The organism is Cupriavidus campinensis, assembly GCF_905397395.1.
Taxonomy (GTDB): Bacteria; Pseudomonadota; Gammaproteobacteria; order Burkholderiales; family Burkholderiaceae; genus Cupriavidus; species Cupriavidus campinensis.
The window spans coordinates 17,968-41,897 of sequence record NZ_CAJPVH010000027.1 but is presented as its reverse complement, the minus strand read 5'-3'; the positions used below and the strand labels follow the sequence as shown (position 1 = coordinate 41,897).

Annotated in this window: 21 protein-coding genes; 10 read left to right on the top strand and 11 right to left on the bottom strand. The window is 67.9% G+C overall.

Annotated elements, in window-relative coordinates:
- The first annotated feature begins 23 nt into the window (after positions 1–23).
- From KHO18_RS16195 to KHO18_RS16185, 3 genes are read left to right on the top strand one after another with little or no spacing between them, the layout of a single operon-like run.
- The gene (locus KHO18_RS16195) at positions 24–917 is read left to right on the top strand and encodes an SDR family NAD(P)-dependent oxidoreductase (protein WP_144202858.1); all 894 of its coding nucleotides are present in this window, start codon (positions 24–26) and stop codon (positions 915–917) included.
- Positions 914–1,909: an alpha/beta fold hydrolase gene (locus KHO18_RS16190; RefSeq protein ID WP_144202855.1), complete on the top strand. Its 996-nt coding sequence runs from the start codon at positions 914–916 to the stop codon at positions 1,907–1,909. The genes KHO18_RS16195 and KHO18_RS16190 overlap by 4 nt, the downstream gene beginning before the upstream one ends.
- Positions 1,906–2,778, top strand: coding sequence for a metal-dependent hydrolase (locus tag KHO18_RS16185; protein ID WP_144202852.1), 873 nt, complete (start codon positions 1,906–1,908; stop codon positions 2,776–2,778). Before KHO18_RS16190 ends, KHO18_RS16185 begins: the two co-directional genes overlap by 4 nt.
- Here the strand turns inward: KHO18_RS16185 and KHO18_RS16180 are convergent.
- The gene (locus KHO18_RS16180; protein ID WP_211943547.1) at positions 2,775–3,575 is read right to left on the bottom strand and encodes a MerR family transcriptional regulator; all 801 of its coding nucleotides are present in this window, start codon (positions 3,573–3,575) and stop codon (positions 2,775–2,777) included. The genes KHO18_RS16185 and KHO18_RS16180 overlap by 4 nt on opposite strands.
- Before the next feature lie 76 nt (positions 3,576–3,651).
- On the opposite strand from KHO18_RS16180, the gene KHO18_RS16175 reads away from it, so the two are divergent.
- From KHO18_RS16175 to KHO18_RS16160, 4 genes are all read left to right on the top strand, one after another.
- A complete protein-coding gene (locus KHO18_RS16175) occupies positions 3,652–4,596 on the top strand; it encodes a LysR family transcriptional regulator (RefSeq protein ID WP_144202847.1) in 945 nt (314 codons plus the stop codon).
- 198 nt (positions 4,597–4,794) lie between these two features.
- A complete protein-coding gene (locus KHO18_RS16170) occupies positions 4,795–5,775 on the top strand; it encodes a Bug family tripartite tricarboxylate transporter substrate binding protein (RefSeq protein WP_144202844.1) in 981 nt (326 codons plus the stop codon).
- Positions 5,776–5,799: 24 nt separating this feature from the next.
- Complete coding sequence (locus KHO18_RS16165) at positions 5,800–6,774, top strand: M14 family metallopeptidase (RefSeq protein WP_211943546.1); 975 nt, start codon at positions 5,800–5,802, stop codon at positions 6,772–6,774.
- A gap of 184 nt (positions 6,775–6,958) precedes the next feature.
- Entirely contained in the window at positions 6,959–8,971 is a 2,013-nt protein-coding gene (locus KHO18_RS16160) for a methyl-accepting chemotaxis protein (RefSeq protein WP_244844846.1), read from the top strand.
- A 58-nt stretch (positions 8,972–9,029) separates the two neighbouring features.
- Here the strand turns inward: KHO18_RS16160 and KHO18_RS16155 are convergent, their stop codons facing one another.
- The 10 genes from KHO18_RS16155 to rpmH all read right to left on the bottom strand — a co-directional run bounded on the left by KHO18_RS16155 (position 9,030) and on the right by rpmH (position 17,102).
- Positions 9,030–9,635 carry an Sbal_3080 family lipoprotein gene (locus KHO18_RS16155; RefSeq protein ID WP_144202839.1) on the bottom strand — a complete coding sequence of 202 codons (606 nt, stop codon included), beginning with the start codon at positions 9,633–9,635 and terminating at the stop codon, positions 9,030–9,032.
- 198 nt (positions 9,636–9,833) lie between these two features.
- On the bottom strand, positions 9,834–10,400 hold the full coding sequence (locus KHO18_RS16150) for an OB-fold putative lipoprotein (RefSeq protein WP_144202835.1): 567 nt from the start codon (positions 10,398–10,400) through the stop codon (positions 9,834–9,836).
- A 33-nt stretch (positions 10,401–10,433) separates the two neighbouring features.
- Positions 10,434–11,057: a TetR/AcrR family transcriptional regulator gene (locus tag KHO18_RS16145; protein WP_144202832.1), complete on the bottom strand. Its 624-nt coding sequence runs from the start codon at positions 11,055–11,057 to the stop codon at positions 10,434–10,436.
- Positions 11,058–11,096: 39 nt separating this feature from the next.
- Entirely contained in the window at positions 11,097–12,524 is a 1,428-nt protein-coding gene (gene mnmE / locus KHO18_RS16140; RefSeq protein WP_144202829.1) for a tRNA uridine-5-carboxymethylaminomethyl(34) synthesis GTPase MnmE, read from the bottom strand.
- A 46-nt stretch (positions 12,525–12,570) separates the two neighbouring features.
- On the bottom strand, positions 12,571–13,368 hold the full coding sequence (locus tag KHO18_RS16135; RefSeq protein ID WP_211943545.1) for a CHAD domain-containing protein: 798 nt from the start codon (positions 13,366–13,368) through the stop codon (positions 12,571–12,573).
- 115 nt (positions 13,369–13,483) lie between these two features.
- A complete protein-coding gene (tam, locus tag KHO18_RS16130; protein WP_211943544.1) occupies positions 13,484–14,254 on the bottom strand; it encodes a trans-aconitate 2-methyltransferase in 771 nt (256 codons plus the stop codon).
- A gap of 122 nt (positions 14,255–14,376) precedes the next feature.
- Positions 14,377–16,056, bottom strand: a complete 1,680-nt coding sequence (gene yidC, locus KHO18_RS16125; protein ID WP_144202820.1) for a membrane protein insertase YidC — start codon at positions 16,054–16,056, stop codon at positions 14,377–14,379.
- Between the two features lie 22 nt (positions 16,057–16,078).
- On the bottom strand, positions 16,079–16,378 hold the full coding sequence (yidD, locus tag KHO18_RS16120; RefSeq protein WP_092291108.1) for a membrane protein insertion efficiency factor YidD: 300 nt from the start codon (positions 16,376–16,378) through the stop codon (positions 16,079–16,081).
- 8 nt (positions 16,379–16,386) lie between these two features.
- Positions 16,387–16,824 (bottom strand): ribonuclease P protein component, encoded by a 438-nt coding sequence (gene rnpA, locus KHO18_RS16115; RefSeq protein ID WP_144202816.1) that lies wholly within the window; start codon positions 16,822–16,824, stop codon positions 16,387–16,389.
- Between the two features lie 143 nt (positions 16,825–16,967).
- Positions 16,968–17,102 (bottom strand): 50S ribosomal protein L34, encoded by a 135-nt coding sequence (gene rpmH / locus KHO18_RS16110; RefSeq protein WP_008650850.1) that lies wholly within the window; start codon positions 17,100–17,102, stop codon positions 16,968–16,970.
- 816 nt (positions 17,103–17,918) lie between these two features.
- Between rpmH and dnaA the strand changes: the two genes are divergently transcribed.
- The 3 genes from dnaA (at position 17,919) to gyrB (ending at position 23,899) form a co-directional block, all read left to right on the top strand.
- Complete coding sequence (gene dnaA, locus KHO18_RS16105; protein WP_144202813.1) at positions 17,919–19,679, top strand: chromosomal replication initiator protein DnaA; 1,761 nt, start codon at positions 17,919–17,921, stop codon at positions 19,677–19,679.
- Positions 19,680–20,045: 366 nt separating this feature from the next.
- Positions 20,046–21,161 (top strand): DNA polymerase III subunit beta, encoded by a 1,116-nt coding sequence (gene dnaN / locus KHO18_RS16100; RefSeq protein ID WP_092291124.1) that lies wholly within the window; start codon positions 20,046–20,048, stop codon positions 21,159–21,161.
- Positions 21,162–21,373: 212 nt separating this feature from the next.
- Positions 21,374–23,899, top strand: a complete 2,526-nt coding sequence (gene gyrB / locus KHO18_RS16095; RefSeq protein ID WP_144202807.1) for a DNA topoisomerase (ATP-hydrolyzing) subunit B — start codon at positions 21,374–21,376, stop codon at positions 23,897–23,899.
- Positions 23,900–23,930 lie beyond the last annotated feature (31 nt).

Sequence of the window (23,930 nt, the reverse complement as noted above, 5' to 3'; positions counted from 1 at the left end):
CGCAAAAAGAAGAGGAGACCCGCATGAAGGTGTTTCGAAACAAGGTGGCCGCCATCACCGGCGCCGGTTCGGGCATGGGCCGATGCCTGGCGATCCAGCTCGCGCAGGAAGGCTGCCACGTGGCCATATCCGATTGCAACGAGGCGGGGCTGGCGGAAACCGCCGCCCAGGTCGCGCGCCATGCACCTGGCGTGACGGTAACAACACATATCGTCGATGTGGCGGACCGCGCTGCCGTCCATGCCTGGGCGGACGACGTGGCCGCCGCGCATGGCCGCGTCAACCTGATCTTCAACAACGCCGGCGTGGCGCTGTCCAGCACCGTGGACGGCATGCAGTACGACGACCTCGACTGGATCATCGGCATCAACTTCTGGGGCGTGGTCCACGGCACGAAGGCCTTCCTGCCGCATCTCAAGGCCAGCGGCGAGGGCCACATCGTCAATACCTCGAGCGTGTTCGGCCTGTTCGCGCAGCCCGGCATGGGCGCCTACAACGCCAGCAAGTACGCGGTGCGCGGCTTCACGGAGTCGCTGCGGCAGGAACTCGACCTGATGGACTGCGGCGTCTCGGCCACCACCGTGCACCCGGGCGGCATCAAGACCAATATCGCGCGCGCCAGCCGCGTCTCGCCCAGCGTGAACGGCCTGCTCGTGCGCGACGCCCAGCAGGGGCGCGAGGAGTTCGAGAAGTTCTTCATCACCACGCCCGAGAAGGCCGCCGGCATCATCCTGGATGGCGTGCGCGCCAACAAGCGGCGCGTGCTGGTGGGGCCCGATGCCTACGCGGCAGACGCCATGGCGCGCCTGCTGCCGGCGGCGTACCAGTCGCTGGTGGTGCGCGAGACGCGCCGCAAGCGCAAGGCGCTGATGCCAGACGGCACGCCGGCGGCGGCCAGCGAAGGAGAGCGCGCATGACCCGCGCCGCGTTGCCGCGGGAAGCCGCGCTGCAGGCGCCGCCGGGCGCGTTTACGCGCTGGTTCGGGCAGGGGCGGGTGGGCTTCTTCAGCCTCTCCCGCGCCACGCTGGCGCGGCGCTACGCACTGCCGGCATCGCGCTGGGTGCAGGTGATGGGCGCGCTGGTTCACTACACCGAGGAGGGCGTGCCCGAGGGCGAGCCACTGGTGCTGATCCATGGTTTCGGCGCGTCCCTGCACACCTGGGAAGGGCTGATGCCGGCGCTGCGCCAGCGCTACCGCGTGCTGCGGCTCGACATCGCCCCGTTCGGCCTGACCGGCCCGCTGCGCGACGCGCGCGGCCGTGTGGTGACGATGGACATCCACGTCTACCGAGACTTCATCGACGCCTTCCTGGCCGCCGTGCAGGTCTCGCGCGCCACGCTGATCGGCAACTCGCTGGGCGGGCTGATCGCCTGGGACCTCGCCGTGCGCCGCCCGTCGCTGGTCAACCGGCTGGTGCTGATCGACGCCGCCGGGTTCCCGATGCAACTGCCTATCTATATAGATCTGTTCCGCCACGCGCTGGTGCGCTGGTCCGCGCCGCGCCTGCTGCCCGAGTGGATCATCCGGGCGGCCACGCGCGATGTGTACGGCGACGCCTCCCGCGTGCCCGAGGCCACCTTCCGGCGCTATGTCGATTTCTTCTATGCGGAGGGCAGCCGCGAGGCCATCGGCCGGATGGTGCCGAAGCTCGATTTCGCCGACCTCGCCACCGACCTGCTGGCCGGCGTGCGCGCGCCGACGCTGGTGCTGTGGGGCGAGCGCGACCGCTGGATTCCGCCCACGCACGCCGACGCCTTCCTGGCGCGGCTGCCCAATGCCACCCTGCGCCGCTACGCCGGCCTGGGCCATATCCCGATGGAGGAAGACCCGCAGCGCGTGGCGGCCGACCTCCTGCCGTTCCTGGACGCCGCCGGCGTCCCGTCCGCCACCAAGGAGCTCACATCATGATGCCAGTCCGTCGCGACGTGCATCCGCACCTCCCGCCAGCCCGCATCAGCGACTGGCACGAGCGCGGCCCCCACGTCACCCATTTCATCAACGCGCTGTCGATCTTCTTCCCGGCCGGCGAGCGCTTCTTCATGGACAGCGTGCGCCACTACCGCGACCAGCTCACCGACCCGGCGCTGAAACGCGCCGTGGCGGGCTTCATCGGCCAGGAAGCCATGCACACGCGCGAGCACATCCTCTATAACCGGCTGCTCGACGATGCGGGCCTGCCGGCAAGCCAGCTCGACAACTTTGTAGCAAAACTGTTGAATTTGCTGCGCAAGATCCTGCCGCACTCGTGGCAGCTGGCGCACACCATCGCGCTGGAGCACTACACGGCGATGCTGGCCGGCGGCATGCTGTCCGACCCGCGCCACATGGGCCGCTCCGAGCCCGGTTACCGGCAGGTGTGGACCTGGCACGCGCTCGAGGAAACCGAGCACAAGGCCGTTGCCTACGACGTCTGGAACGCCGTGATGAAGCCCGGCCCGTATCGCTACCTGCTGCGCGCGTTCACCATGCTGACCACCACGGTCACGTTCTGGGCGCTGGTGTTCGTGTTCCATGTGCGGCTGGTGATGGCGGACAAGACCTGCCGCCACAAGCTGCTCGGCTTCGGCGGGGTGGTCAACTTCCTGTGGGGCGCGCCGGGCGTGCTGCGCAAGATGATCCCGGAATGGTTCGACTACTTCCGGCCGGGTTTCCATCCATGGGACGAGGACAACCGGGCCGAGCTGAACCGGATCGGGCCGCTGATCGAAGAAATCGAGCAGACCGCGCTGCAGGCCGGGGCCAGCACGCGCGCGCCGTCGATCCGCAGCGCGGCCTAGTCGCGGGGCTCGTTGGGCGGTTCGGCGGGATCGTGCAGGTGTTCGAGGATCGCGGCGACGCGGTCCCCGAGGTACTTGTTGGCCGAGATCTCCAGCGCACGCATCATCTCGGTCTCCACGGCCACCATCGCCAGCGGGCGGATGCGCCAGAGGATGTCCACCAGCCGGGGCACCTCGGCCGGCGGCGGGAGCTGGCCCTCGCCAAAGCGGTCCAGCTCGCGCACGACCATGCCGACGATGCGGTCGGACACGGCCTGGAAGTGGCTGCGGGAATGCTCGATGATGTCCAGCACGTCTTCCAGCCCAAAGCCGGCCCGGGCGATCTCCGCCCCGGCCATCAGCGCGCGCGGGCTGCGCGCGAGGTAGCCGAAGCCGTCCGGCTCCAGCAGCCCCAGCGCGATGGCCTTGGCCAGCGCCGGGCGCGACACCGCGCGGCCGAACAGCCGGGCCAGCGCGAGGTAGGAATAGTGGTGCGGCGCCTCGCTGTTCCACGGGCTGCTGATGGCCGTCTCCAGGCCGAGGATGGAGCGCAGGTCGTGGCCTTCGACGATGGCCTTGAGCAGCTCCATGATGTTGGCGAGCGTGTAGCCGCGCGCCAGCAGGTGATGGATCAGGCGAAGGCGCCCGAGATGGGTTTGCGTGTAGATGCCGACCCGGCCGCGCCGCTCGGGCGGATCGATCAGGCCGCGATCCTGGTACGAGCGGATATTGCGCACCGTGGTGCCGGCCGCGCGCGCCAGTTCATCGATCGTGTATTCGGGATAGGGCGGCTTGGCGCCGCGCGGTTCGGTGGCCATGGGGGAAAATTCTAACCGAGTCGGCCAACCGCGCGACGCTACAATGCGCCATCGCCTGCCCCGCCCGCCGCCCCCCATGCACATCCGTTGGCTCGAAGACTTCGTCTGCCTGGCGCAGGCCGGCAGCCTGGCGCGCGCGGCCGAGTTGCGCAATGTCACGCCGCCGGCGTTTGGCCGGCGCATGCAGGCGCTGGAGGTCTGGGCCGGCGCGCCGCTGATCGACCGCAGCGCGTTTCCCGTGCGGCTGACCGCCGAGGGCCGCCAGTTCCTCGAAGCCGCCGAAGCCGCGCTGCGCACGCTCGACGAAGCGCGCCTGTCGCTGCGGGCCGCGCATCGCGCCGATGCCAGCACGCTGACCATCGCCACCGGCAAGACGCTGGCCCGCTCGATGGTGCCGGCGTGGCTGGCCGGCTTGCGCCACGCGCTGCGCGACGACCCCGCCGGCGCCGGCTTCCGCACGCGCATCTCCACCCATGCTACGCACGATGCGCTGGCGCTGTTCACCGAAGGCGACGTCGATTTCCTGCTCTGCTACAGCCCGCACGACCTGCCGGTGATGCTGGACGACGCGCGCTACACCTTCCACCCGGTGGGCGTGGAGCGGCTGGTCTGCGTGGCCGCCGCCGACGCGCGCGGCGGCCCGGCCTATCGCCTGCATCGGACCAAGACCGCCACGCGCCCCGCGCCCGTGCCGATGATCGCCTACGCCGAGACGCTGACCATGGGCCGCATGGTCAACCAGGAAATCGCCCGCCGGAAGCTGGCTGCGCGGCTCGATGTGATCGCCGTGAGCGATTTCGCCGAATCGGTGCATGAGATGGTGCGCCAGTCGATGGGACTGGCCTGGCTGCCTGCCCGGCTGATTGCCGACGATCTCCACACGGGCCGTCTGGTGCGGGCCGATCTGGACGGCGGCGACGCCTCCGACCTGGCCCTCGACATCCGTCTCTACCGGCCCCGGGCGCCGATGCGCGCGCTGGCGGAGGCGTTCTGGCGGGCAGCCTCGCAGCGCGCGGATTAGGACGCGTACTAGCCGCCGATTCGGGCGCAGAATCGGGACCGAATCCGGCCGATTTTTGACCCACATTTGTGCGCTTCCCTGCACCATTCCGGCCCATTGCCGAAATGGCAACCCGCATTGCCAAAGCCGCATGCCGGCGCGCCTGGCGCTCACTACCATCGCCGGACAACACCCACACCTGCCGGAAGAGAAATCACCATGAAGACCCTGCTGCGCGCGGCCGCTGCCGCCTCCCTGAGCTGTTGTGCCCTGGCCACCACTGTCGCCCATGCGGCGGGTGCCTATCCCACCAAGCCCATCACGCTGGTGGTGGGCTACACCGCCGGGGGCAGCGTCGATCTGGTCGCGCGCACCGTGGCGCCGGAGCTGGGCAAGCGGCTCGGCCAGAGCGTGGTGATCGAGAACCTCGGCGGCGCCGGCGGCACGATCGGCGCGTCGAAGGTGGTCAAGGCGGAGGCGGACGGCTACACGCTGCTGCTGGGCTCGGGCAGCGAGGTCTCCATCGCCCGCCTGACCAACGCGGCCGTGCGCTATGACGGCGAGCGCGACCTCGCGCCGATCACCTTCGTCGGCACGCAGCCGATGGTGCTGGTCGGCAAGCTGCAACTGCCGGCCAAGGACGCGGGCGAGCTGATGGCGCTGGCCAGGTCGCAGCCGGGCAAGCTGTCTTACGCTTCCTCGGGCGTGGGCACGCCGCTGAACCTGGCGGGCGAGCTGATCAAGCAGCAGGGCAAGGTCAACATCACGCACGTGCCGTACAAGGGCGCCTCCGCAATGGCCACGGACCTGCTGGGCGGCCAGATCGACCTCGCCGTGATGGTGCTGTCGTCGGCGCTGCCCCATATCCAGGCCGGCCGCGTGCGCGCCTATGGGGTGACCGAGGGCAAGCGCGCCAGCGTGGCGCCGAATGTGCCGGCGCTGGCCGAGACGCCGTCGCTCAAGGGCGTGGACATGGGCGTCTGGTTCGGTCTGATGGCGCCCGCCGCCACACCGCGCCCGGTGGTGGACCGCCTGAACACCGAGATGCAGGCCGTGCTGGCCCAGCCGGACGTCCGCAAGAAGCTGGCCGAAGCCGGCGTGGAAGTGGCGCCGGCCAATCCGGCCCAGTTCGGCACCTTCATCAAGCGCGAGACGGCCCGCTACCGCACCATCGTGCAGACCGCCGATATCCGCGAATAACGCGCGAAAAATCAGACTATTGCCATGACGCAGACGCCTCCCGCCTTCGCCGCCTATCCGGTGGAGGTCAGCTTTCCCGATATCCGTCCCTACGCCGCCGGCAACACCGGCATCGCCTACGTCCACACCTTCGATTCCGGCCTGCCGGGGCCGCATGTGATGGTCAACGCGCTGACGCACGGCAACGAGGTCTGCGGCGCCATCGCCGTGGCCGGCCTGCTCGACCACGGCCTGCGTCCGCGCCGGGGGCGCCTGACGCTGGCGTTCGCCAATGTGGACGCCTACGCCACCTTCGACGCCGCCCGGCCCGATGCCTCGCGCTTCGTCGACCAGGACTTCAACCGCGTCTGGACCGCCGCCGTGCTCGACGACACCACGCGCGATTCCAGCGAATTGCGACGCGCCCGCGCCATGCGCCCCGTGATCGACACCGTGGACCTGCTGCTCGACCTGCACTCGATGCACGAGAAAAGCCGGCCGCTGATCGTCTCGGGTCCGCTCGACAAGGGCATCGCGCTGGCGAAGGCGCTTGGCGCCCCGGCGGACATCATCGTCGATGAAGGCCACCCCGAGGGCCGCCGCATGCGCGACTACGCCGATTTCGGCGACCCGGCCAGCGCGCGCGACGCGCTGCTGGTGGAGTGCGGCCAGCACTGGGAAGCCGCCGCCGTGGATGTGGCGCGCGACTGCACGGCGCGCTTCCTGCTGCACGCGGGCATTGTCGAGGAAGCGGACCTGCCGGCCGGCTGGCTGCGCCCGCTGCCGGCAGCGCAGCGCGTGGTGCGCGTGACCGAGCCCGTGGTGGCGGCCAGCATGGACTTCCGCTTCGCCGGCCCATACACCGGGCTGGAAACCTTCGACCGTGCCGGCACCGTGATCGGCTGGCGCGATGGCGAGCCGGTGACCACGCCGTACGATCATTGCGTGCTGGTAATGCCGTCGCTGCGCCAGCTTCGGCCGGGTGTGACCGTTGTACGACTTGGCCGACTGGACGTTTGAGCAGAGAGGTCCACATCGAGCCTATGCAACCCGTTGCATCGTAGTGTGACCTATTAGAGTAAGCGTTCAGTCCATTCAAGCCGGGGGGTGCGCGATCCGTTATTGACGCTGTGACGACCTGCCGTCAGAGCGGGCGTTGCCCGCGCGCCATAAAGGTGCGTGGAATAGCCACGGAGCGCCCCCTTTGACTTCTCTCTCACTCTCCCGACCCGCGTCGGCCGGCCGCGCGCGCGCGCTGGCCGGCAGCTGGAGCATCGGCACCCGCATCGCGCTGGTGGTGCTGGTCGTCCAGATCGTCGCGTTCGGCGCCTATGCGCTGGCGCTGTCCCTGAGCAGCATGCGCCAGCTCGAGGACCAGGCCCGCGAGGCCATCTATGCCGAAAGCCAGACCCTCAGCGAACTGGTCGGCCAGCTCGACGACACCATCCTCCAGGAAGCCGACCGCTTCATGCTGAGCTTCGCGGCCGTGCTGCCCGGCCCGTACAGCGTGGACCCGGCGCAGACCGTGGAAGTGGCCGGCAAGGCCACGCCGACGTTCCGCAGCGGCGACCTCGTGCTCAATAACAGCTTCGACGTACCCGACCGCTTCCTCGCCACCACCGGCGGCGTGGTGGCGACGGTGTTCGCGCGCACCGGCGACGACTACATCCGCGTGACCACCTCGCTCAAGAAGCAGGACGGCCAACGCGCCATCGGCACGCTGCTGGACCGCGCCGGCGCCGCCTACACGGCCGTGGCGGCGGGCAAGTCCTACCGCGCGCTGACCTGGCTGTTCGGCAAGCCCTATATGAGCAAGTACGAACCGGTGCGCGACGCTGGCGGCAAAATCGTCGGCGCGCTGTACGTGGGCGTGAACGTCGAGGCCGAACTGGCGATGCTGAAGAACCGCATCCGCCGCAAGGCCATCGGCAGCGACGGCCACTTCATGGTGTTCGATGCCCGGCCGGGCGCGGACCAGGGCAAGGCGCTGGTGGACCGCGCTGGCGGCGAGGGCTCGGTGCGGATCGACGCCAAGGATGCGGACGGCAAGCCCTGGGTGCGCGACATGATCGCCGCCAAGGAAGGCTCGATGGTGCACACGGTGGCCATGGGCAATGACGGCAATGGTGCCACCGCCGAGCGCCTGACCGCGTTCGCGACCTACCCCGAGTGGCAGTGGGTGATCGCCGGCACGGTGCCGATGGATTCCCTGCGCGGCGAACTGGTGGCGAGCCGTAACCGCTTCCTGGCCGCCGGCCTGCTGGTGGCGCTGGCGGTGTCCGCTGCGTTCTGGTGGCTGCTGCGCCGCATGGTCAGCCAGCCGCTGACGCACGCGGCCGGCGCGGCTTCCCGGCTGGCCGAGGGTGACCTGACCGCCCGCCTGGACAGCCCGCGCAATGACGAGATCGGCCAGCTGATGCGCGCCATCGACGGCGTGGGGCAGGGGCTGACCGGCATCGTGGACAAGGTGCGCGGCAGCGTGGCGGCCATCGCCGGCAGCACGAGCCAGATCGCCAGCGGCAACGCGGACCTGTCGTCGCGCACGGCCTCGCAGGCGGGCAGCCTGGAGCGCACCGTGGCCAGCATCGAACAGCTCTCCGCCACCGTGAAGCAGAACGCCGACAACGCGCACGACGCCAACGCCGCTGTGGCCAGCGCCGCCGAGGCGGCCCGCGCGGGCGGGATGACGGTGGGCAAGGTGGTGGATACGATGGCCGAGATCCACCGCAACGCGCAGCAGGTGGTGGACATCATCGGCATGATCGACGGCATCGCCTTCCAGACCAATATCCTGGCGCTGAACGCCGCCGTGGAAGCGGCCCGGGCGGGCGAGCACGGGCGCGGCTTTGCCGTGGTGGCCGGCGAGGTGCGCAGCCTGGCGCAGCGCAGCGCCAACGCGGCAGGCGAAATCAAGGGACTGATCGAGCGGACCGTGACGGACCTGAAGTCCGGCAACGAGGCCGTGCAGCAGGCCGGCTCCGCCATCGACGACATGGTGCGGCGCGTGGAAGGCATGGCGGCGCTGATGAGCGACATCAGCGTGGCCTCCCGCGAGCAGGCGCAGGGGCTGGCGCAGGTCAGCGGCGCCGTGGCGGAGATGGACACCACCACGCAGCAGAACGCCGCGCTGGTGGAAGAGGCCGCCGCCGCCGCCGAGAGCCTGCATCACCAGGCGCAGGAGCTGCGCCAGGCGGTGGAGGTGTTCCGGCTGGCTTGATGGCTGGGCTGGACGCTGGCTTGATGGCTGGGCTGGACGCTGGCCTGACCGGGGACGGTCAGGCGGCGGGTGCCGGTGCCGGGGCTGCCTCGGGCGCCGGCGCCGGTGCCGGGGCGGGAGCCGCCTGGGCCGGCTGCGGCTGGGGCTTCAGGCCGGGGAAGAGCTGGTCGACCAGTTCCTCGATCTTGGACGCCGGGGGGATCAGGTGGCTCAGGTTCACGCCGCCCGCGCTGCGGTTGGCGTTGAACAGCGCCTTGCCCACGCGCTCGCCGTTGCGGTAGATGGTGATGTCCGCCGAGGTCAGGAACGGCGTCAGGTAGGTCTGGCGCTGGGCCGTGTAGGTGGCCGTCATCGGGCACGAGGCGATCGACGCGTACGGCGGCAGCATCTTCACCTCGAAGTTGCGCGCGCGCAGCGAGGCCGCGAAGTCTTCCACATAGGCATTGCCGTTCACCTGGTTGGTGATGATGCAGAACAGCGCGCCATCGGCGCCGATCACCTGGTTGCCATCGACGCGGAATTCCGCCGGGCCGCCAAAGGCACCGGACTGGTAGCCGGCGATGGGGTCGTTCATGACCGGCCGGTCGACCGGGGTGACGGCCTGGTAGGTGGAACAGCCGGTGGCCAGCAGGGCCAGCGCGGCGGCAAGGGTTGCTCTCTTCATGGTGTGTCCTGGATCGCGTCGGCGAGGGCGCCGGCCGCCCGGGCTCACAACAACAAGCGAGGGGCGCAGTGCCGGCAGCATGCCTGCGTACTGTAGGCGTGCGGCGCGGCGGTCAATGCGGGGAACAGAGGGGGAAAATCGGCCCAGCCGTGCTGTCGGGCGGCCAGGCGGCCCGGGAGCCGCTTCTTCGTTGGGGACTTAGTTGGCGCCGCCACGTACCAGGCACTCGTTCAGCAGCGGGGTGCCGCCCTCGGCCAGCCCGGCGCCGGTGCATTCCACGGCCACCTTCTGGCCGCGCCGGACCATGGTGGCGCGCGCTTCCACCTCGCACCGGCGCCCGGCCGGGCCGCAGATCTGTTCCGGCAGCAGCACGGCGCGAACCACCTGGCCCGGCGCATCGGTGCGGATCTCCAGGAACACTTCCGCCCCTTCGCGGCGAATGCCGCTGGCCACGCCTTCCACGATGAAGTATTTGCCCCGATAGCGGTCGTCGGCCGCCCCGGCGTTGTCGCGGTAGTCGTCGAGCAGGGCGGCCGCCGCGTACTCGGGCAGCCGGTCGGCGGGACGGTTCTCGTCGATGCTGATCGGATCGAGCGTGCCATCGTGCGGAATGCCGCGCGGCACGCTGGCCGGCGCCACTTCGGCTGTGTCGGTGGGAGCGGGCCCGGTCGGCACGATCTCGCCGGTGTCATTGCCGACAAACCACAGGATGCCAATGATCGCCACGAAGACGATGATGAGAAGGGTTTGCCGGAGACGGGACATCTTGGAGGGGGGCTGAGGAGGAAAAGCGGCAGTTTACCCCGTCGGCCCGCGCGACACCCCATCGGCGTCTCCAACCTGCGCCAGCAGCTGCGCCTTGGCCGCCGCCAGCACCTCGTTGGACAGCCCGGTACCCAGCGTGGCACGCGACAGCACGAGCGCGCCGACCATCGTCGACATCTGCGCGATGGCCGCCGCGCGCCGCGCCGCCGGGTCATCGCCCGGCTGCACGCCCTCGAGGATCTCGAGCAGGTCCCGGATACCGTCGACAAAGGCCGCGCGCACGGGCTTCTCCTCGCCTTCGCGGGCGACGTCATTGGCCAGCGCCGCCGCCGCGCAGCCGGTGCCGGCGGCGTTGCGGTTGCGCGCCGACAGGTAGTTGTCGATCAGCGCGGCGAGGGCCGTGGCCTTGTCGGGGGATTCCTCCACCCGCTTGCGCCAGCGCGCGCCCGATTCCTCGAACGCCCGCGTGCAGGCGATGGCCGCCAGCGCGTCCTTTGACGCGAAATGGCCATAGAACCCGCCATGCGTCAGCCCGGCCGCACCCATGAGGTCCGCCACGCTGATGCCATGAAACCCCTGCTCGCGAAACAGCCGCGAGGAGACCTGCTCGATAGTGGCGCGGTGCCGTTCGGCTTCCGCCTTGGAGACGCGGGGCATGTGTAACTCCGGTTCAGGGATGTGCGGGCCGGGCAGGGCCTACTTCCCGATACAAAACCGCGTGAAGATGGTCCCCAGCAGGTCGTCGCTCGTGAACTCGCCGGTGATGCTGTTGAGGTGGTCCTGCGCCAGCCGCAGTTCCTCGGCGAACAGGTCGAGCGCCTGGGCCTGCTGCTGCGCGCGCTCCGTGGCCACGTCGAGGTGGGACTGGGCGCTGCGCAGCGCGGTGAGGTGCCGCTCGCGCGCGAGGAAGGTGCCTTCGCTGCCGGACTGCCAGCCGATCAGCCGCAGCAGCTCGCGGCGCATGAGGTCGATGCCCGCGCCCGTGCGCGCCGAAATCCAGATCTCGGTCGGATTCGGCCCGTTGGCGGCCACCACGTGCGGGCGGTTGCCGCCGAACATCATCTCGCCGGCGGCGGGCGCCATGTCGATCTTGTTCACCACGCGCACGATGGGCGCGCCCGGCGGCAGGCGGCCGCTGAGCTGGTCGTCGATGTGATCGTCAACCTCGGACAGGCCATGCTCGATGTAGTCGGGCGCATCCACCAGATGCAGCACGATGTCGGCGCGCCCGATGGCCTCCCAGGTGCGCTCGATGCCGATGCGCTCAACCTCGTCGGCGGCATCCTCGCGCAGGCCGGCGGTGTCGATGATGTGGAGCGGAATGCCGTCGATCTGGATCGTCTCGCGCACGCGGTCGCGCGTGGTGCCGGCAATCGGCGTGACGATGGCCAGCTCGGCGCCGGCCAGTGCGTTGAGCAGCGACGACTTGCCGACGTTCGGCTGCCCGGCGAGCACCACCGACAGCCCCTCGCGCAGCAGCGCGCCCTGGCGCGCCTGCTTCAGCACGCCCGCGAGGTCGCTGCGGATGCGGGCCAGCTGGCCGCGCGCGTCGGAGGCTTCCAGGAAATCGATCTCCTCCTCGGGGAAGTCCAGCGTGGCCTCCACCAGCATGCGCAGGTGGATGACCTTTTCGACCAGCGCGTGGATGGCCTTCGAGAATTCGCCTTCCATGGAGCGTGCGGCGGAGCGCGCCGCGGCTTCGGTGCTGGCCTCGATGAGGTCGGCCACCGCTTCGGCCTGGGCAAGGTCGAGCTTGTCGTTCAGGAAGGCGCGCCGGGTGAACTCGCCGGGCTCGGCCACGCGCAGGCCGATCTCGCGCCCGGATTCCAGGCAGCGCGACAGCAGCATCTGCATGACCACCGGACCGCCGTGGCCCTGCAGCTCGAGCACCTCTTCGCCGGTGTACGAGTTCGGCGCAGGGAAGTACAGCGCGAGGCCGTGGTCGATCACGCCGCCGCGCGCATCGAGGAAGGGCAGGTAAGTGGCATGGCGCGGCTTGAGCGTCTGGCCGCAGACCGCGCGCATCACGGTGCCCACATCGGGGCCGGAGACGCGCACGACGCCAATGCCGCCCCGGCCCGGTGCGGTAGCGATGGCGGCGATAGGAAGCTGGGGAGCAGTCATGGGCACTATTGTCGCAGAACGGGATGGGCGCGGCGCATGCCTGCGGTCAGGGCGGGGTGGGGTTGGCAGTCGCTTCGGTTATCGAGTCGGCCGTCGATACCCCGAGGCATTCCGCCATCAGCCGGCGCGCCACCGAGGCGTCGATCACGGCGCCCAACTCCCCCTGCCGCGCCTCGAGTTGCTTGCGCAGCCGCTTGCGATAGCGCTTCGGCAGGACATCGGACAGCGCCTCGATGGCATAGCGCAACCGCTTGTTGCCGATGCGGAGCTTGTGTACGTGGTCGGTTCGGCCGTCGCGCGCCGTGCGGGTGAGGGCGCGCACCCGGTTGCGCGCCTTGCGGATGCGCTTGCGGGCGAACGCGCCCAGCTTGCCGCGCGACTTGCGCCCGGCAAGGTGCAGCAGGTCTCGGTGGAGTGTAGGCAACGGCGCCTGCCGATACCGTGACAATCGTGTAACCATGGCTTCCCGCGCGGTCGCCCGGCGTGCCTGCACGGTCTCGATCAGCGCCACCAGCACGGGATCGCCGGGCTGGTCGGCCAGTGCCGGGGCCAGCGTCTCGGTGACGAACACGTCCCAGTCGCGTACGTCGCTGGCGGCGTCCGCCACATCGCGCAGCGCCTGCTTCCAGCGTGCCTTGACGCGCGCGGGCTGGATCGGCCCGAAAGCCCAGGCGACGGCGCGCAGGTGTCGCAAGGCCACGCGCAGCGCGTGGACGTCCTCCGCCTGATCGCGGTGCAAGACCAGTTCCAGCCCATCCTCCACGGCGCTGAGGCCCTGGGTGGCCAGATCCACGAAGGCCTGGGCCGGACGCATGTTCCGGTGCAGGGCGGGAGCGGCAGGCATTGGCAACCTCTGACCTCCACGACAATGACAGGTCATTGCAGTGTAGGCGACAGCGCACGCGTTGCTGCAGGCGTTGTGACCGCTGCGCCGCACAAGGGCGCTCGGGGGAGCAATGCTAGCGCGTGGCGACGATGAACACGCGCGGGAACGGCAGCAGCACCGTGCCGTCGGCCATCGCCGGGAAGACCCTGGCCAGCGCGGCTTCGTACTGGCGCAGGTATTCGGCCTGCTCGGCGGCGTCCAGCGGCGCCAGGAACGGCCGCAGGCCGCTGCCCTTGAACCACTCCACCACGGCGGCGGGGCCGCCCTTGAGCGGATGCTGGTAGATGGTGCGCCAGATATCCACACGCGAGCAATGCGGCTTGAGCAGTTCGTAATACCAGCGCTCGGACGCCAGCGGCGTGCGCGCCTGGGCCGCCGCCGTGAGCTTGGGCGACCACGGCCCGTTCATGGCCGTCTCGCGCATCAGCAGGTGCGGCGGTTCGTCGAGGTTGTCCGGCATCTGCACGGCCAGGCTGCCGCCGGGCGCGAGCTTGCTCACCAGCGACGGGAATAGCGTGGCGTGGTCGGGCACCCACTGGAACACCGCGTTGGCGAGGATCACGTCATAGGGGCCGGCGTCGGTCCAGGTGGTGGCGTCGGCGAGGGCGAAGTCGATGTCCGGCAGGCGCTTGCGCGCGGCCGTCACCATGTCGGCATCGCTGTCCAGGCCGGTGACCTGGGCATCGGCATAGCGCGCCGCGAGCACCTCGGTCGAATTGCCCGGCCCGCAGCCGATGTCGACCACGCGCCGCGCCTCACGGGTGGGAATCGCCTGCACGAGGTCACGCACCGGGCGCGTGCGTTCATCCTCGAACTGTACGTACTGGCTGGCCGACCATGTCATCTCGCGTCCTCTTCGTCGTGGCTGGATCAGGGCACAAGCATACGCCGCCGGCGCACCAAAAAAGAAGCCCGGCGCGAGGCCGGGCTTACTTTCAGATTCGTCTCAGGCGAATGTCAGCGCGATCAGCCCTTGGCCACCGCCGCCGCCTTGCCCTTGCCGAGCATCCGGTTGATCTGCCATTGCTGGGCGATCGACAGGATGTTGTTCACTACCCAGTACAGCACCAGGCCGGCCGGGAAGAAGAAGAACATGAACGAGAACACCAGCGGCATGATCATCATGACCTTGGCCTGCACGGGGTCCGGCGGGGTCGGGTTCAGCTTGGTCTGCACGAACATCGACACGGCCATCACCACCGGCAGGATGTAGAACGGATCCGGCACCGACAGGTCGTGGATCCAGCCCAGCCACGGCGCGCCGCGCATTTCCACGGACGAGAGCAGCACCCAGTACAGCGCGATGAACACCGGGATCTGGATCACGATGGGCAGGCAGCCGCCCAGCGGATTGACCTTCTCGGTCTTGTACAGCGCCATCATTTCCTGGTTCATCTTCTGCGGATCGCCCTTGTGGCGCTCGCGGATGGCGGTCATGCGCGGCTGCAGGTCCTTCATCTTGCCCATGGACTTGTAGCTCGCCGCGGACAGCGGGAAGAACACCAGCTTGATCAGCACCGTCAGCGCGATGATCGACCAGCCCCAGTTGGCCAGCACGCCATGCAGCTTCTCGAGCAGCCAGAACAGCGGCTTGGCGAGGATGGTCAGCCAGCCGTAGTCCTTCACCAGCTCCAGGCCCGGCGTGATCTGCTCGAGCATGCGCTCTTCCTGCGGACCGGCGAACAGGCGGGCATCGGTGGTCACCGAAGCGCCCGGCGCGATCTGGCCCAGCGGCTGCTGGATGCCCACGCGGTACAGGTTCGGATCGATCTGCTCGGCGTAGAAGCTGTGCTGCTTGCCGGCCTGCGGAATCCAGGCGGAGGCAAAGTAATGCTGCACCATCGCCACCCAGCCGTTGGTGGTGGCAGCCGGCACGGTGGCCTTGCCCTTGGCGATGTCCTCGAAGCTCAGCTTGTGATACTTGTCGGCATCGGTGTAGATGGCCGGGCCAGTGAAGGTGCTGTAGAACTGCGACTGCTCGACCTTGCTGCCGTCGCGCGCCAGTTCCAGGTACAGCGTCGGCGAGACAGGCGCCGTGCCGGCGTTGGTCACGTCGAAGCGCGCATCCACCACATAGCTGCCCTTGTGGAAGATGTAAGTCTTCACGAACTTCACGCCGTTCTTCTCGGCGGTCAGCACCACTTCGAGCTTGTCCTTGCCGTCCAGCGTACGCGGACCCGGCGCAACCGTGAACACCGTGGTGTGGTTGGGCAGGTCGCCGCCGATCAGGCCCGAACGCGCCATGTAGGTGCGGTTGGCATCACGTTCGAACAGCACGACCGGCTTGCCGTCCTTCTCGTGGTGCTTGAGCATCTCCAGGCGGGACAGGATGCCGCCGGCCGTGTCGATCTCGGCACGCAGGTCGTCGGTGGTGACCACCACCTTCTCGCCCGTGGGCTGGGCGGCGGCCTGCGGGGCAGCCGGCACCGTGCCCGGCGCCGAGGCACCCGGGGTGGCCGATGCGTTCGCCTTGGGCACGTCGCCCTGCGCCGCGGCGCCGCTCGCGCCGCCGGCCGGGGCGGCCTGCTGCGTGTTGGCGCTCGGGAAGAACATCGACGCGTGGCCGTTGGCGCGCTGCCAGTTGTCGTAGAGCAGCACGAGGGACATCGAGAAGATGACCCACAGGATGGTGCGTTTGATATCCATGTCTCGCTATGGTCGGAGGAAATCAGGGTCTCGGGAGCCGGACCGTGACAGGCGGGCGGCCTGGCGCGGCGGAGGCAGGAGTCGCCGCGGCGGCATTCCCGTGTTTCGTGGGGTCGGGCACGGGATCATACCCGCCCTGCGTGAAAGGATGGCAGCGGCAGAGCCTGCACGCGGCCATCCAGCTGCCCCGGGCCGGCCCGTGCAGCACGATGGCGTCACGGGCGTACTCGGAGCAGGTGGGCAGGAAGCGGCACCGCGAGCCCAGGTATGGACTCAATGCGATCTTGTAGATGCGCAGCAGGGCAAGCAGGATTCGCTTCATGGTGGATATCAGGCAGGCGCGTTGGGCGTGGCAGGCGCCGCCGGGCCGGCCGTATCGACGGCGGGCGGGGCGGTGGGCAAGGGCCTGGCCGCCACCTCGAGCAGGCCGGCAATCTCCGCAAGGCACGCCCGCCGGACGGCCGTCCGGCTGGCGAAGTCCGCGCGCGGAAACTTGGCCTGCAGCCGCAACAGGATGTCGCGGCCCGCGAGTTGGGCTTGCTGGCCCCGGAACAGTTCCCGCGCCATACGCTTCACGAGGTTGCGCTCGGCGGCGCGCGGCGCGAACTTCTTGCCGACGACGATGCCCAGCCGGGCCTGCGCCTGGCCGTTGGCTCGCACGTACAGCACGAAGTGTGCGCTGCGACGCCGTGGCCGCAAAGCAAAAACGGATGAAAATTCATCCGTCTTTGTGAGCCTCGCGGCTTTGGGAAAGGCATGGGTAGACACGCTGTGCAAAGCTAGCGGGATCGCTGGGCTTGCGGCGGCTGCCCCTGGCTGACCTGAGTGCGAGGCGGTGGCGGGGACGGTCAGTGCGCGGTGCGATGGCGGGCCATCGCGGCGCTCTGCCGTCCGGGCCGGTCGCCCGGCGCTCAGATGGCCAGGCGCTTGCGGCCCTTGGCGCGGCGAGCGTTGATGACGGCGCGGCCGCCACGGGTCTTCATGCGCACGCGGAAACCATGGGTACGCTTGCGGCGGGTAACGGAAGGTTGGTAGGTACGTTTCATGTTGCACTCTCTGGTTGATCCGGGCTTTCCGGGCGCCGGCCGATGCCGGGGCGCCTTGGCCGCCGCGTATGGTTCGCATGGGGCCGCCGCAATTCCGATCGGGTTTGCTGCGGTCTGCCGACGATTCTGGTTCTGTCTTGCTGCCGGCCGCCGCTGGCCTGGCCGGAGGCCGAGGCGCTGGCGGGGGATCAGGCCGCTTGCCTGATGCCGCACATGTTTACACGTGGCGGTACGGGCCAGACCCGGCGATGCGCATACGTGATCCCCTGCCGCATCGCAGAACCCGCCATTTAACCGATATTCGCGCGAACTGTCAAGGCAACCGATGGCCAGTGCCGCCGACGCCGCCACAATGGCAGGCGCATGCGGCGGTGCCCCATTGTCCACAAAGCCCGGTGGGTAAGCCTGTGGGTATCCGGGGTCACCTATATGCAGTAGCAAAGATGTCCAACTCTTTGTTTCCGATGGATTATCAGCCGCCCAGGCCCCTTCCCGGGCCGCAGTCCTTTATAGGTTGTGCACAGCAATCCACTGAATTTTCACAACTTGTCCACAGGGTTATCCTTTGTGGATAACTTGAGGCGGGGGGTACAATCCCGGTCCAAACACTACACGGGCCGCGTGGCGCACGCACAACCCGGACTTCCTGCCTTGGTATACCGCTTGATCGGGCGATGCTTGCCGCACGCCGATGGGGTGGCATTGCCGCGTCGTGCTGGCCCCCGAGGGGCCGCGTGGCGGGAAGCCGGACGGATTGGCGGGCACCCCGATACTCGTGACGCGCTGCGGGCTGGCGCGATCACTTAACAAGAACACATGCAAGATTTCTGGCAGGCGGCAGCCGCGCAACTCGAGCGCGAACTGACGCCGCAACAGTTCAAGACCTGGATCAAGCCGTTGGCGCCCGTCGCCTTCGACGAGGAGGCGCATGCGCTGCGGATTGCCGCGCCCAACCGCTTCAAGCTCGACTGGGTCAAGAGCCAATTCTCGGGCCGCATCACGGCCCTCGCCTGCGAGTACTGGGAAGCGCAGGTTAGCGTTCACTTCGTCCTTGACCCCGCTGCCTCGGGGCGCGCGGCCGCCTATACCCAGCAGGCCACGGCCCAGATGGGCGACAACGCCGGCGCGCACGCTGCAATGGGTACGCCGATGGGCGCGCCCGGCAACGGCTATCCGGGTGCGCAACACGGCGCTTCCCATGCGCCGCAGGCGGCAGGCTATCCCGACTATCAGAACCCCGGCGCACCGAGCGGCTATCCCGGCATGGCCGCCCTGAACCCGCAAGGCGGTTACCCGGCGCGGCCGCAGGCGCCGCACACCGGCCATCCGCTGCAGGGCAATGCCGGCGGCCACGGCGCGGACATGGCTGACATCGACGTGGCCCAGATGGACCCGTCCGAAGCCAGCGCGCGTTCGTACCGCGTGCAGCCCCAGCATCCGCAGCATGGCCAGCAGCACCCGCAGCATCAACAACATCAACAGCACCCGCAGCACCAGTCCCACCCGGGCCAGCCGCAGCCGATGGGCGGCGCCCAGCCCAGCGACACGGTGCACGAGCGCTCGCGCCTGAACCCGATCCTGACGTTCGACAACTTCGTCACCGGCAAGGCCAACCAGCTGGCGCGCGCCGCCGCGATCCAGGTGGCCAACAACCCGGGCAAGTCGTACAACCCGCTCTATCTCTATGGCGGCGTGGGCCTGGGCAAGACCCACTTGATCCATGCGATCGGCAATTTCATGCTGATGGAGAACCCGCGCGCGCGGATCCGCTACATCCACGCGGAACAGTACGTGTCCGATGTGGTGAAGGCGTACCAGCGCAAGGCGTTCGACGAGTTCAAGCGGTATTACCACTCGCTGGACCTGCTGCTGATCGACGATATTCAGTTCTTCTCGGGCAAGAACCGCACGCAGGAAGAGTTCTTCTACGCGTTCGAGGCCCTGATCGCCAACCGCGCACAGGTGATCATCACCAGCGACACGTATCCGAAGGAAATCACCGGCATTGACGACCGGCTGATCTCGCGCTTCGACTCGGGGCTGACCGTGGCCATCGAGCCGCCCGAGCTCGAAATGCGCGTGGCCATCCTGATGAAGAAGGCCGCCGCCGAGAACGTGAGCGTGCCCGAGGAAGTGGCGTTCTTCGTCGCCAAGCACCTGCGCTCCAACGTGCGCGAGCTGGAAGGCGCGCTGCGCAAGATCCTGGCGTTCAGCAACTTCCACGGCAAGGACATCACGATCGATGTCACGCGTGAGGCGCTGAAGGACCTGCTGACCGTGCAGAACCGCCAGATCTCGGTGGAGAACATCCAGAAGACCTGTGCCGACTTCTACAACATCAAGGTCGCGGACATGTATTCGAAGAAGCGGCCCGCCAATATCGCCCGGCCGCGCCAGATCGCCATGTACCTGGCCAAGGAGCTGACGCAGAAGAGCCTGCCGGAGATCGGCGAGCTGTTCGGCGGACGCGACCACACCACGGTGCTGCACGCCGTGCGCAAGATCGCCGACGAGCGGAGCAAGGACGCGCAGCTGAACCACGAGCTGCACGTGCTGGAACAGACGCTCAAGGGATGATGCCTGGCAGGTGACGCAGGTGAATCCTGCGCCGCCTGGCCCCGTTTTATGATTTTGAAGGTTAGCCTTGCCGGGCTGGCATACTACAGGGTGCGCGCCCGGCGGCAAACGGGCGACTGAACGAAACGCTTGGATCGCGGGAAATCGGCCTCAGATAAGGCTTTGCGGTGAGTCGGGGCGGCTTGGCGGGAAGAAATGACGGAGCGTGGCTTTTTGGGCACAACCGTCCTCCGCGCCGGAGCCGGCCCGCTTCACCGCAGCGGCTTATCCTTGGTACAATGCACAATTAACTCCTTGATTCCTAAGTGAATTTGGGGTTGCGCGCAACCTGCGGTCGCTGACGACAAACGACGAAGGATAAATTCAATGCAATTGGTCAAAACCTCGCGAGACAATCTGCTGCGTCCGCTGCAAATCGTGAGCGGCATCGTGGAGCGCCGCCACACCCTCCCGATCCTGGCCAACCTGCTGATTCGCAAGTCCGGCTCGAACGTTTCCTTCCTCTCGACGGACATCGAGATCCAGATCACCACCCACGCCGAATGCGGCGTTGGCAGCGACAGCGTGGCCACTACCGTGGCGGCGCGCAAGCTGCTGGACATCCTGCGCGCGATGCCTGACGGCGACGTGGCGCTGTCGCTGAACGACAAGCGCATGACGGTGCAATCGGGCAAGAGCCGCTTCGCGCTCCAGACGCTGGCCGCCGAGGAATTCCCGACCGTGGCCGAAGCCGCGGAGTTCAACGCGAGCGTGAGCCTGCCGCAGAAGACGTTCAAGCACCTGCTGGCGATGGTCCACTTCGCCATGGCGCAGCAGGACATCCGCTATTACCTGAACGGCATGCTGCTCGTGGTGGATGGCAAGAAGGTGATGGCCGTGGCCACCGACGGGCACCGCCTGGCGTACTGCGGCGTGGAACTCGAGACCGAGGCCACCGGCGGCGGCGCGCGGCAGGAAGTGATCATCCCGCGCAAGACCATCCTGGAACTGCAGCGGCTGCTCGAAGACAACGACGATCCCGTGCAGGTGCAACTGGCCGCCAACCAGGTCAAGTTCACGTTCGCGAACATCGAACTGATCAGCAAGCTGGTGGAGGGCAAGTTCCCGGACTTCCAGCGCGTGATCCCCAAGGGCTACAAGAACGCGTTCGCGATCGACCGCGTGAAGCTGCAGCAGGCGCTGCAACGTACCGCCATCCTGACCACGGACAAGTTCAAGGGCGTGCGCTGTATCCTCGATACGCACATGCTGAAGATCAGCTCGACCAACGCCGATCAGGAAGAGGCGCAGGAAGAACTCGAACTCGATTACTCGGGCGACGCGCTCGATATCGGCTTCAACGTGACCTATCTGCTCGACGTGCTGGCCAACCTGAAGAGCGAGCAGGTGCAGGTCAGCCTGGGCGACTCCAATTCGAGCGCCCTGATTACCGTGCCGGAAGACGACAACTTCAAGTACGTCGTCATGCCGATGCGGATCTGATGACCGGGACTCCGGCCATGCCCGCCCGCGCGGGGATGGCCGTGGACTGTCCAGAAGACAAACCGGGCACACACCGCAGCAGGGGCAGGATCCCAACGATCCGCCCCTTTTGCCGTTTTTAAGTAACCCGCCATTGCGGACCCCAGACCCCGCGCCAGCCCGGCGCCGGGACCGGATTCCGCATTTGCCGTGAGTATCGTGAGTAGGAAAACATGACCGACCAGCAAAATCCGCAGCAGGAAAACTCTTACGGAGCCTCTTCGATCCAGATCCTGGAAGGCCTGGAGGCGGTACGCAAGCGCCCGGGCATGTATATCGGCGACACCTCCGACGGTACTGGCCTGCACCACCTCGTGTTCGAGGTGCTCGACAACTCCATCGACGAAGCGCTGGCCGGTTATTGCACCGAAATCCAGGTCACGATCCACAGCGACAACTCGATCTCGATCGTCGACAACGGCCGTGGCATTCCGCCCGCGGTGAAGTTCGACGACAAGCACGAGCCGAAGCGCAGCGCGGCGGAAATCGCCATGACCGAGCTGCATGCGGGCGGCAAGTTCAACCAGAACAGCTACAAGGTATCCGGCGGCCTGCACGGCGTGGGCGTGTCTTGCGTGAACGCGCTGTCCAAGTGGCTGCGCCTGACCGTGCGCCGCGACGGCCAGGTCAACCTGATCGAGTTCGCCAAGGGCGCGGTACAGAACCGCGTGGTGGAGACCGTGACCGGTCCGGACGGCAACCCCGTGGAAGTCTCGCCGATGAAGGTCATCGGCGCGACAGACAAGCGCGGCACCGAGGTGCACTTCCTGGCCGACGAGGAAATCTTCACCAACGTGGAGTTCCACTACGAGGTACTGTCCAAGCGCATCCGCGAACTCTCGTTCCTGAACAACGGCGTACATATCCGCCTGACCGACCAGCGCACGGGCAAGGAAGAGGATTTTGCCTACTCGGGCGGCGTGAAGGGCTTCGTCGAATACATCAATCGCGCCAAGACCGTCCTGCATCCGACCATCTTCTACGCGAATGCCGAGAAGGAAGGCATCACGGTGGAAGTGGCCATGCAATGGAACGATGGCTACAACGAGCAGGTATTGTGCTTCACGAATAACATTCCGCAGCGCGATGGGGGTACCCACCTGACCGGCCTGCGCGCGGCGATGACGCGGGTCATCAACAAGTACATCGAAGAAAACGAGATCGCCAAGAAGGCCAAGATCGAGACGTCCGGCGACGACATGCGCGAGGGCCTGTCCTGCGTGCTGTCCGTGAAGGTGCCCGAGCCGAAGTTCAGCTCGCAGACCAAGGACAAGCTGGTGTCGTCCGAAGTGCGCCTGCCCGTGGAGGAGCTGGTGAGCAAGGCGCTGACCGACTTCCTGCTGGAAACGCCGAGCGACGCCAAGATCATCTGCGGCAAGATCGTGGACGCCGCGCGCGCGCGCGAGGCGGCCCGCAAGGCCCGCGAGATGACGCGCCGCAAGGGCGCCTTCGACGGCATGGGCCTGCCGGGCAAGCTGGCTGACTGCCAGGAGCGCGATCCGGCGCTGTCCGAACTGTTCCTGGTGGAGGGTGACTCCGCAGGCGGCTCGGCCAAGCAGGGCCGCGACCGCAAGTTCCAGGCAATCCTGCCGCTGAAGGGCAAGATCCTGAACGTGGAGCGCGCGCGCTTCGACAAGATGCTGTCCAGCCAGGAAGTGCTGACGCTGATCACCGCGCTCGGCACCGGCATCGGCAAGGACGACTACAACCTCGAAAAGCTGCGCTACCACCGCATCATCATCATGACCGATGCGGACGTGGACGGCTCGCACATCCGCACGCTGCTGCTGACGTTCTTCTATCGCCAGATGCCGGACATCATCGAGCGCGGCTATGTGTACATCGCCCAGCCGCCGCTGTACAAGATCAAGCACGGCAAGGAAGAGCGGTACATCAAGGACGACAACGAACTCAACGCCTACCTGCTGAAGCTGGCGATGGAGAAGGCGTCCCTGACGCGCCCGGACGGCAGCGAGATCACGGGCGACGCCCTGACCGAGCTGGCACGCCAGTACCAGCTGGCCGAAGGCGTGATCGGCCGCCTGTCCCGGATCGTCGATCCGGACGCGCTGCGCGCCATCGCCGACGGCGTGGTGCTGGACCTCGACAACGCGGCAGCGGCGGAAGCCTCGGCCGTGGCGCTGAAGGCCAAGCTGGCCGAGATGCACGCCAAGACGCTGCTGGGCGCCGCCGTGAACGACGACGGCACCGCGGACGTGTATGCGCAATTCGACGAAAAAACCGACAAGCACCGCCTGATGATCGCGCGCCGGCACCATGGCAACGTGCGGCTGTCGCACCTGGACGCGGACTTCGTCCATGGCGCCGACTACGCCGCACTCGCCCGCGCCGCCACGACCTTCCAGGGCCTGATCCCGGAAGGCACCAAGGTCAAGCGCGGCGAAGGCGAACGCCTGCGCGACCAGACCGTGTCTGACTTCCACCAGGCCATGCAATGGCTGCTCTCCGAAGCGGAACGCGGCGTGTCCCGCCAGCGCTACAAGGGCCTGGGCGAGATGAACCCCGAGCAGCTGTTCGAAACCACGCTCGACGTGACCCAGCGCCGCCTCCTGCGCGTGCAGATCGAAGACGCCATCGCGGCCGACCAGATCTTCACCACGCTCATGGGCGACGAAGTGGAACCGCGTCGTCATTTCATTGAATCGAATGCGTTGGTGGCGCGGAATATTGATGTTTGAGGGTGTGCGCCGCTCCTAGCGAGATCGCAAA

Coding starts and splice junctions, on each gene's coding strand:
- KHO18_RS16195 (WP_144202858.1), top strand. CDS start 24: ATGAAGGTGTTTCGAAACAAGGTGGCCGCCATCACCGGCGCCGGTTCG.
- KHO18_RS16190 (WP_144202855.1), top strand. CDS start 914: ATGACCCGCGCCGCGTTGCCGCGGGAAGCCGCGCTGCAGGCGCCGCCG.
- KHO18_RS16185 (WP_144202852.1), top strand. CDS start 1,906: ATGATGCCAGTCCGTCGCGACGTGCATCCGCACCTCCCGCCAGCCCGC.
- KHO18_RS16180 (WP_211943547.1), bottom strand. CDS start 3,575: ATGGCCACCGAACCGCGCGGCGCCAAGCCGCCCTATCCCGAATACACG.
- KHO18_RS16175 (WP_144202847.1), top strand. CDS start 3,652: ATGCACATCCGTTGGCTCGAAGACTTCGTCTGCCTGGCGCAGGCCGGC.
- KHO18_RS16170 (WP_144202844.1), top strand. CDS start 4,795: ATGAAGACCCTGCTGCGCGCGGCCGCTGCCGCCTCCCTGAGCTGTTGT.
- KHO18_RS16165 (WP_211943546.1), top strand. CDS start 5,800: ATGACGCAGACGCCTCCCGCCTTCGCCGCCTATCCGGTGGAGGTCAGC.
- KHO18_RS16155 (WP_144202839.1), bottom strand. CDS start 9,635: ATGAAGAGAGCAACCCTTGCCGCCGCGCTGGCCCTGCTGGCCACCGGC.
- KHO18_RS16150 (WP_144202835.1), bottom strand. CDS start 10,400: ATGTCCCGTCTCCGGCAAACCCTTCTCATCATCGTCTTCGTGGCGATC.
- KHO18_RS16145 (WP_144202832.1), bottom strand. CDS start 11,057: ATGCCCCGCGTCTCCAAGGCGGAAGCCGAACGGCACCGCGCCACTATC.
- mnmE (WP_144202829.1), bottom strand. CDS start 12,524: ATGACTGCTCCCCAGCTTCCTATCGCCGCCATCGCTACCGCACCGGGC.
- KHO18_RS16135 (WP_211943545.1), bottom strand. CDS start 13,368: ATGCCTGCCGCTCCCGCCCTGCACCGGAACATGCGTCCGGCCCAGGCC.
- tam (WP_211943544.1), bottom strand. CDS start 14,254: ATGACATGGTCGGCCAGCCAGTACGTACAGTTCGAGGATGAACGCACG.
- yidC (WP_144202820.1), bottom strand. CDS start 16,056: ATGGATATCAAACGCACCATCCTGTGGGTCATCTTCTCGATGTCCCTC.
- yidD (WP_092291108.1), bottom strand. CDS start 16,378: ATGAAGCGAATCCTGCTTGCCCTGCTGCGCATCTACAAGATCGCATTG.
- rpmH (WP_008650850.1), bottom strand. CDS start 17,102: ATGAAACGTACCTACCAACCTTCCGTTACCCGCCGCAAGCGTACCCAT.
- dnaA (WP_144202813.1), top strand. CDS start 17,919: ATGCAAGATTTCTGGCAGGCGGCAGCCGCGCAACTCGAGCGCGAACTG.
- dnaN (WP_092291124.1), top strand. CDS start 20,046: ATGCAATTGGTCAAAACCTCGCGAGACAATCTGCTGCGTCCGCTGCAA.
- gyrB (WP_144202807.1), top strand. CDS start 21,374: ATGACCGACCAGCAAAATCCGCAGCAGGAAAACTCTTACGGAGCCTCT.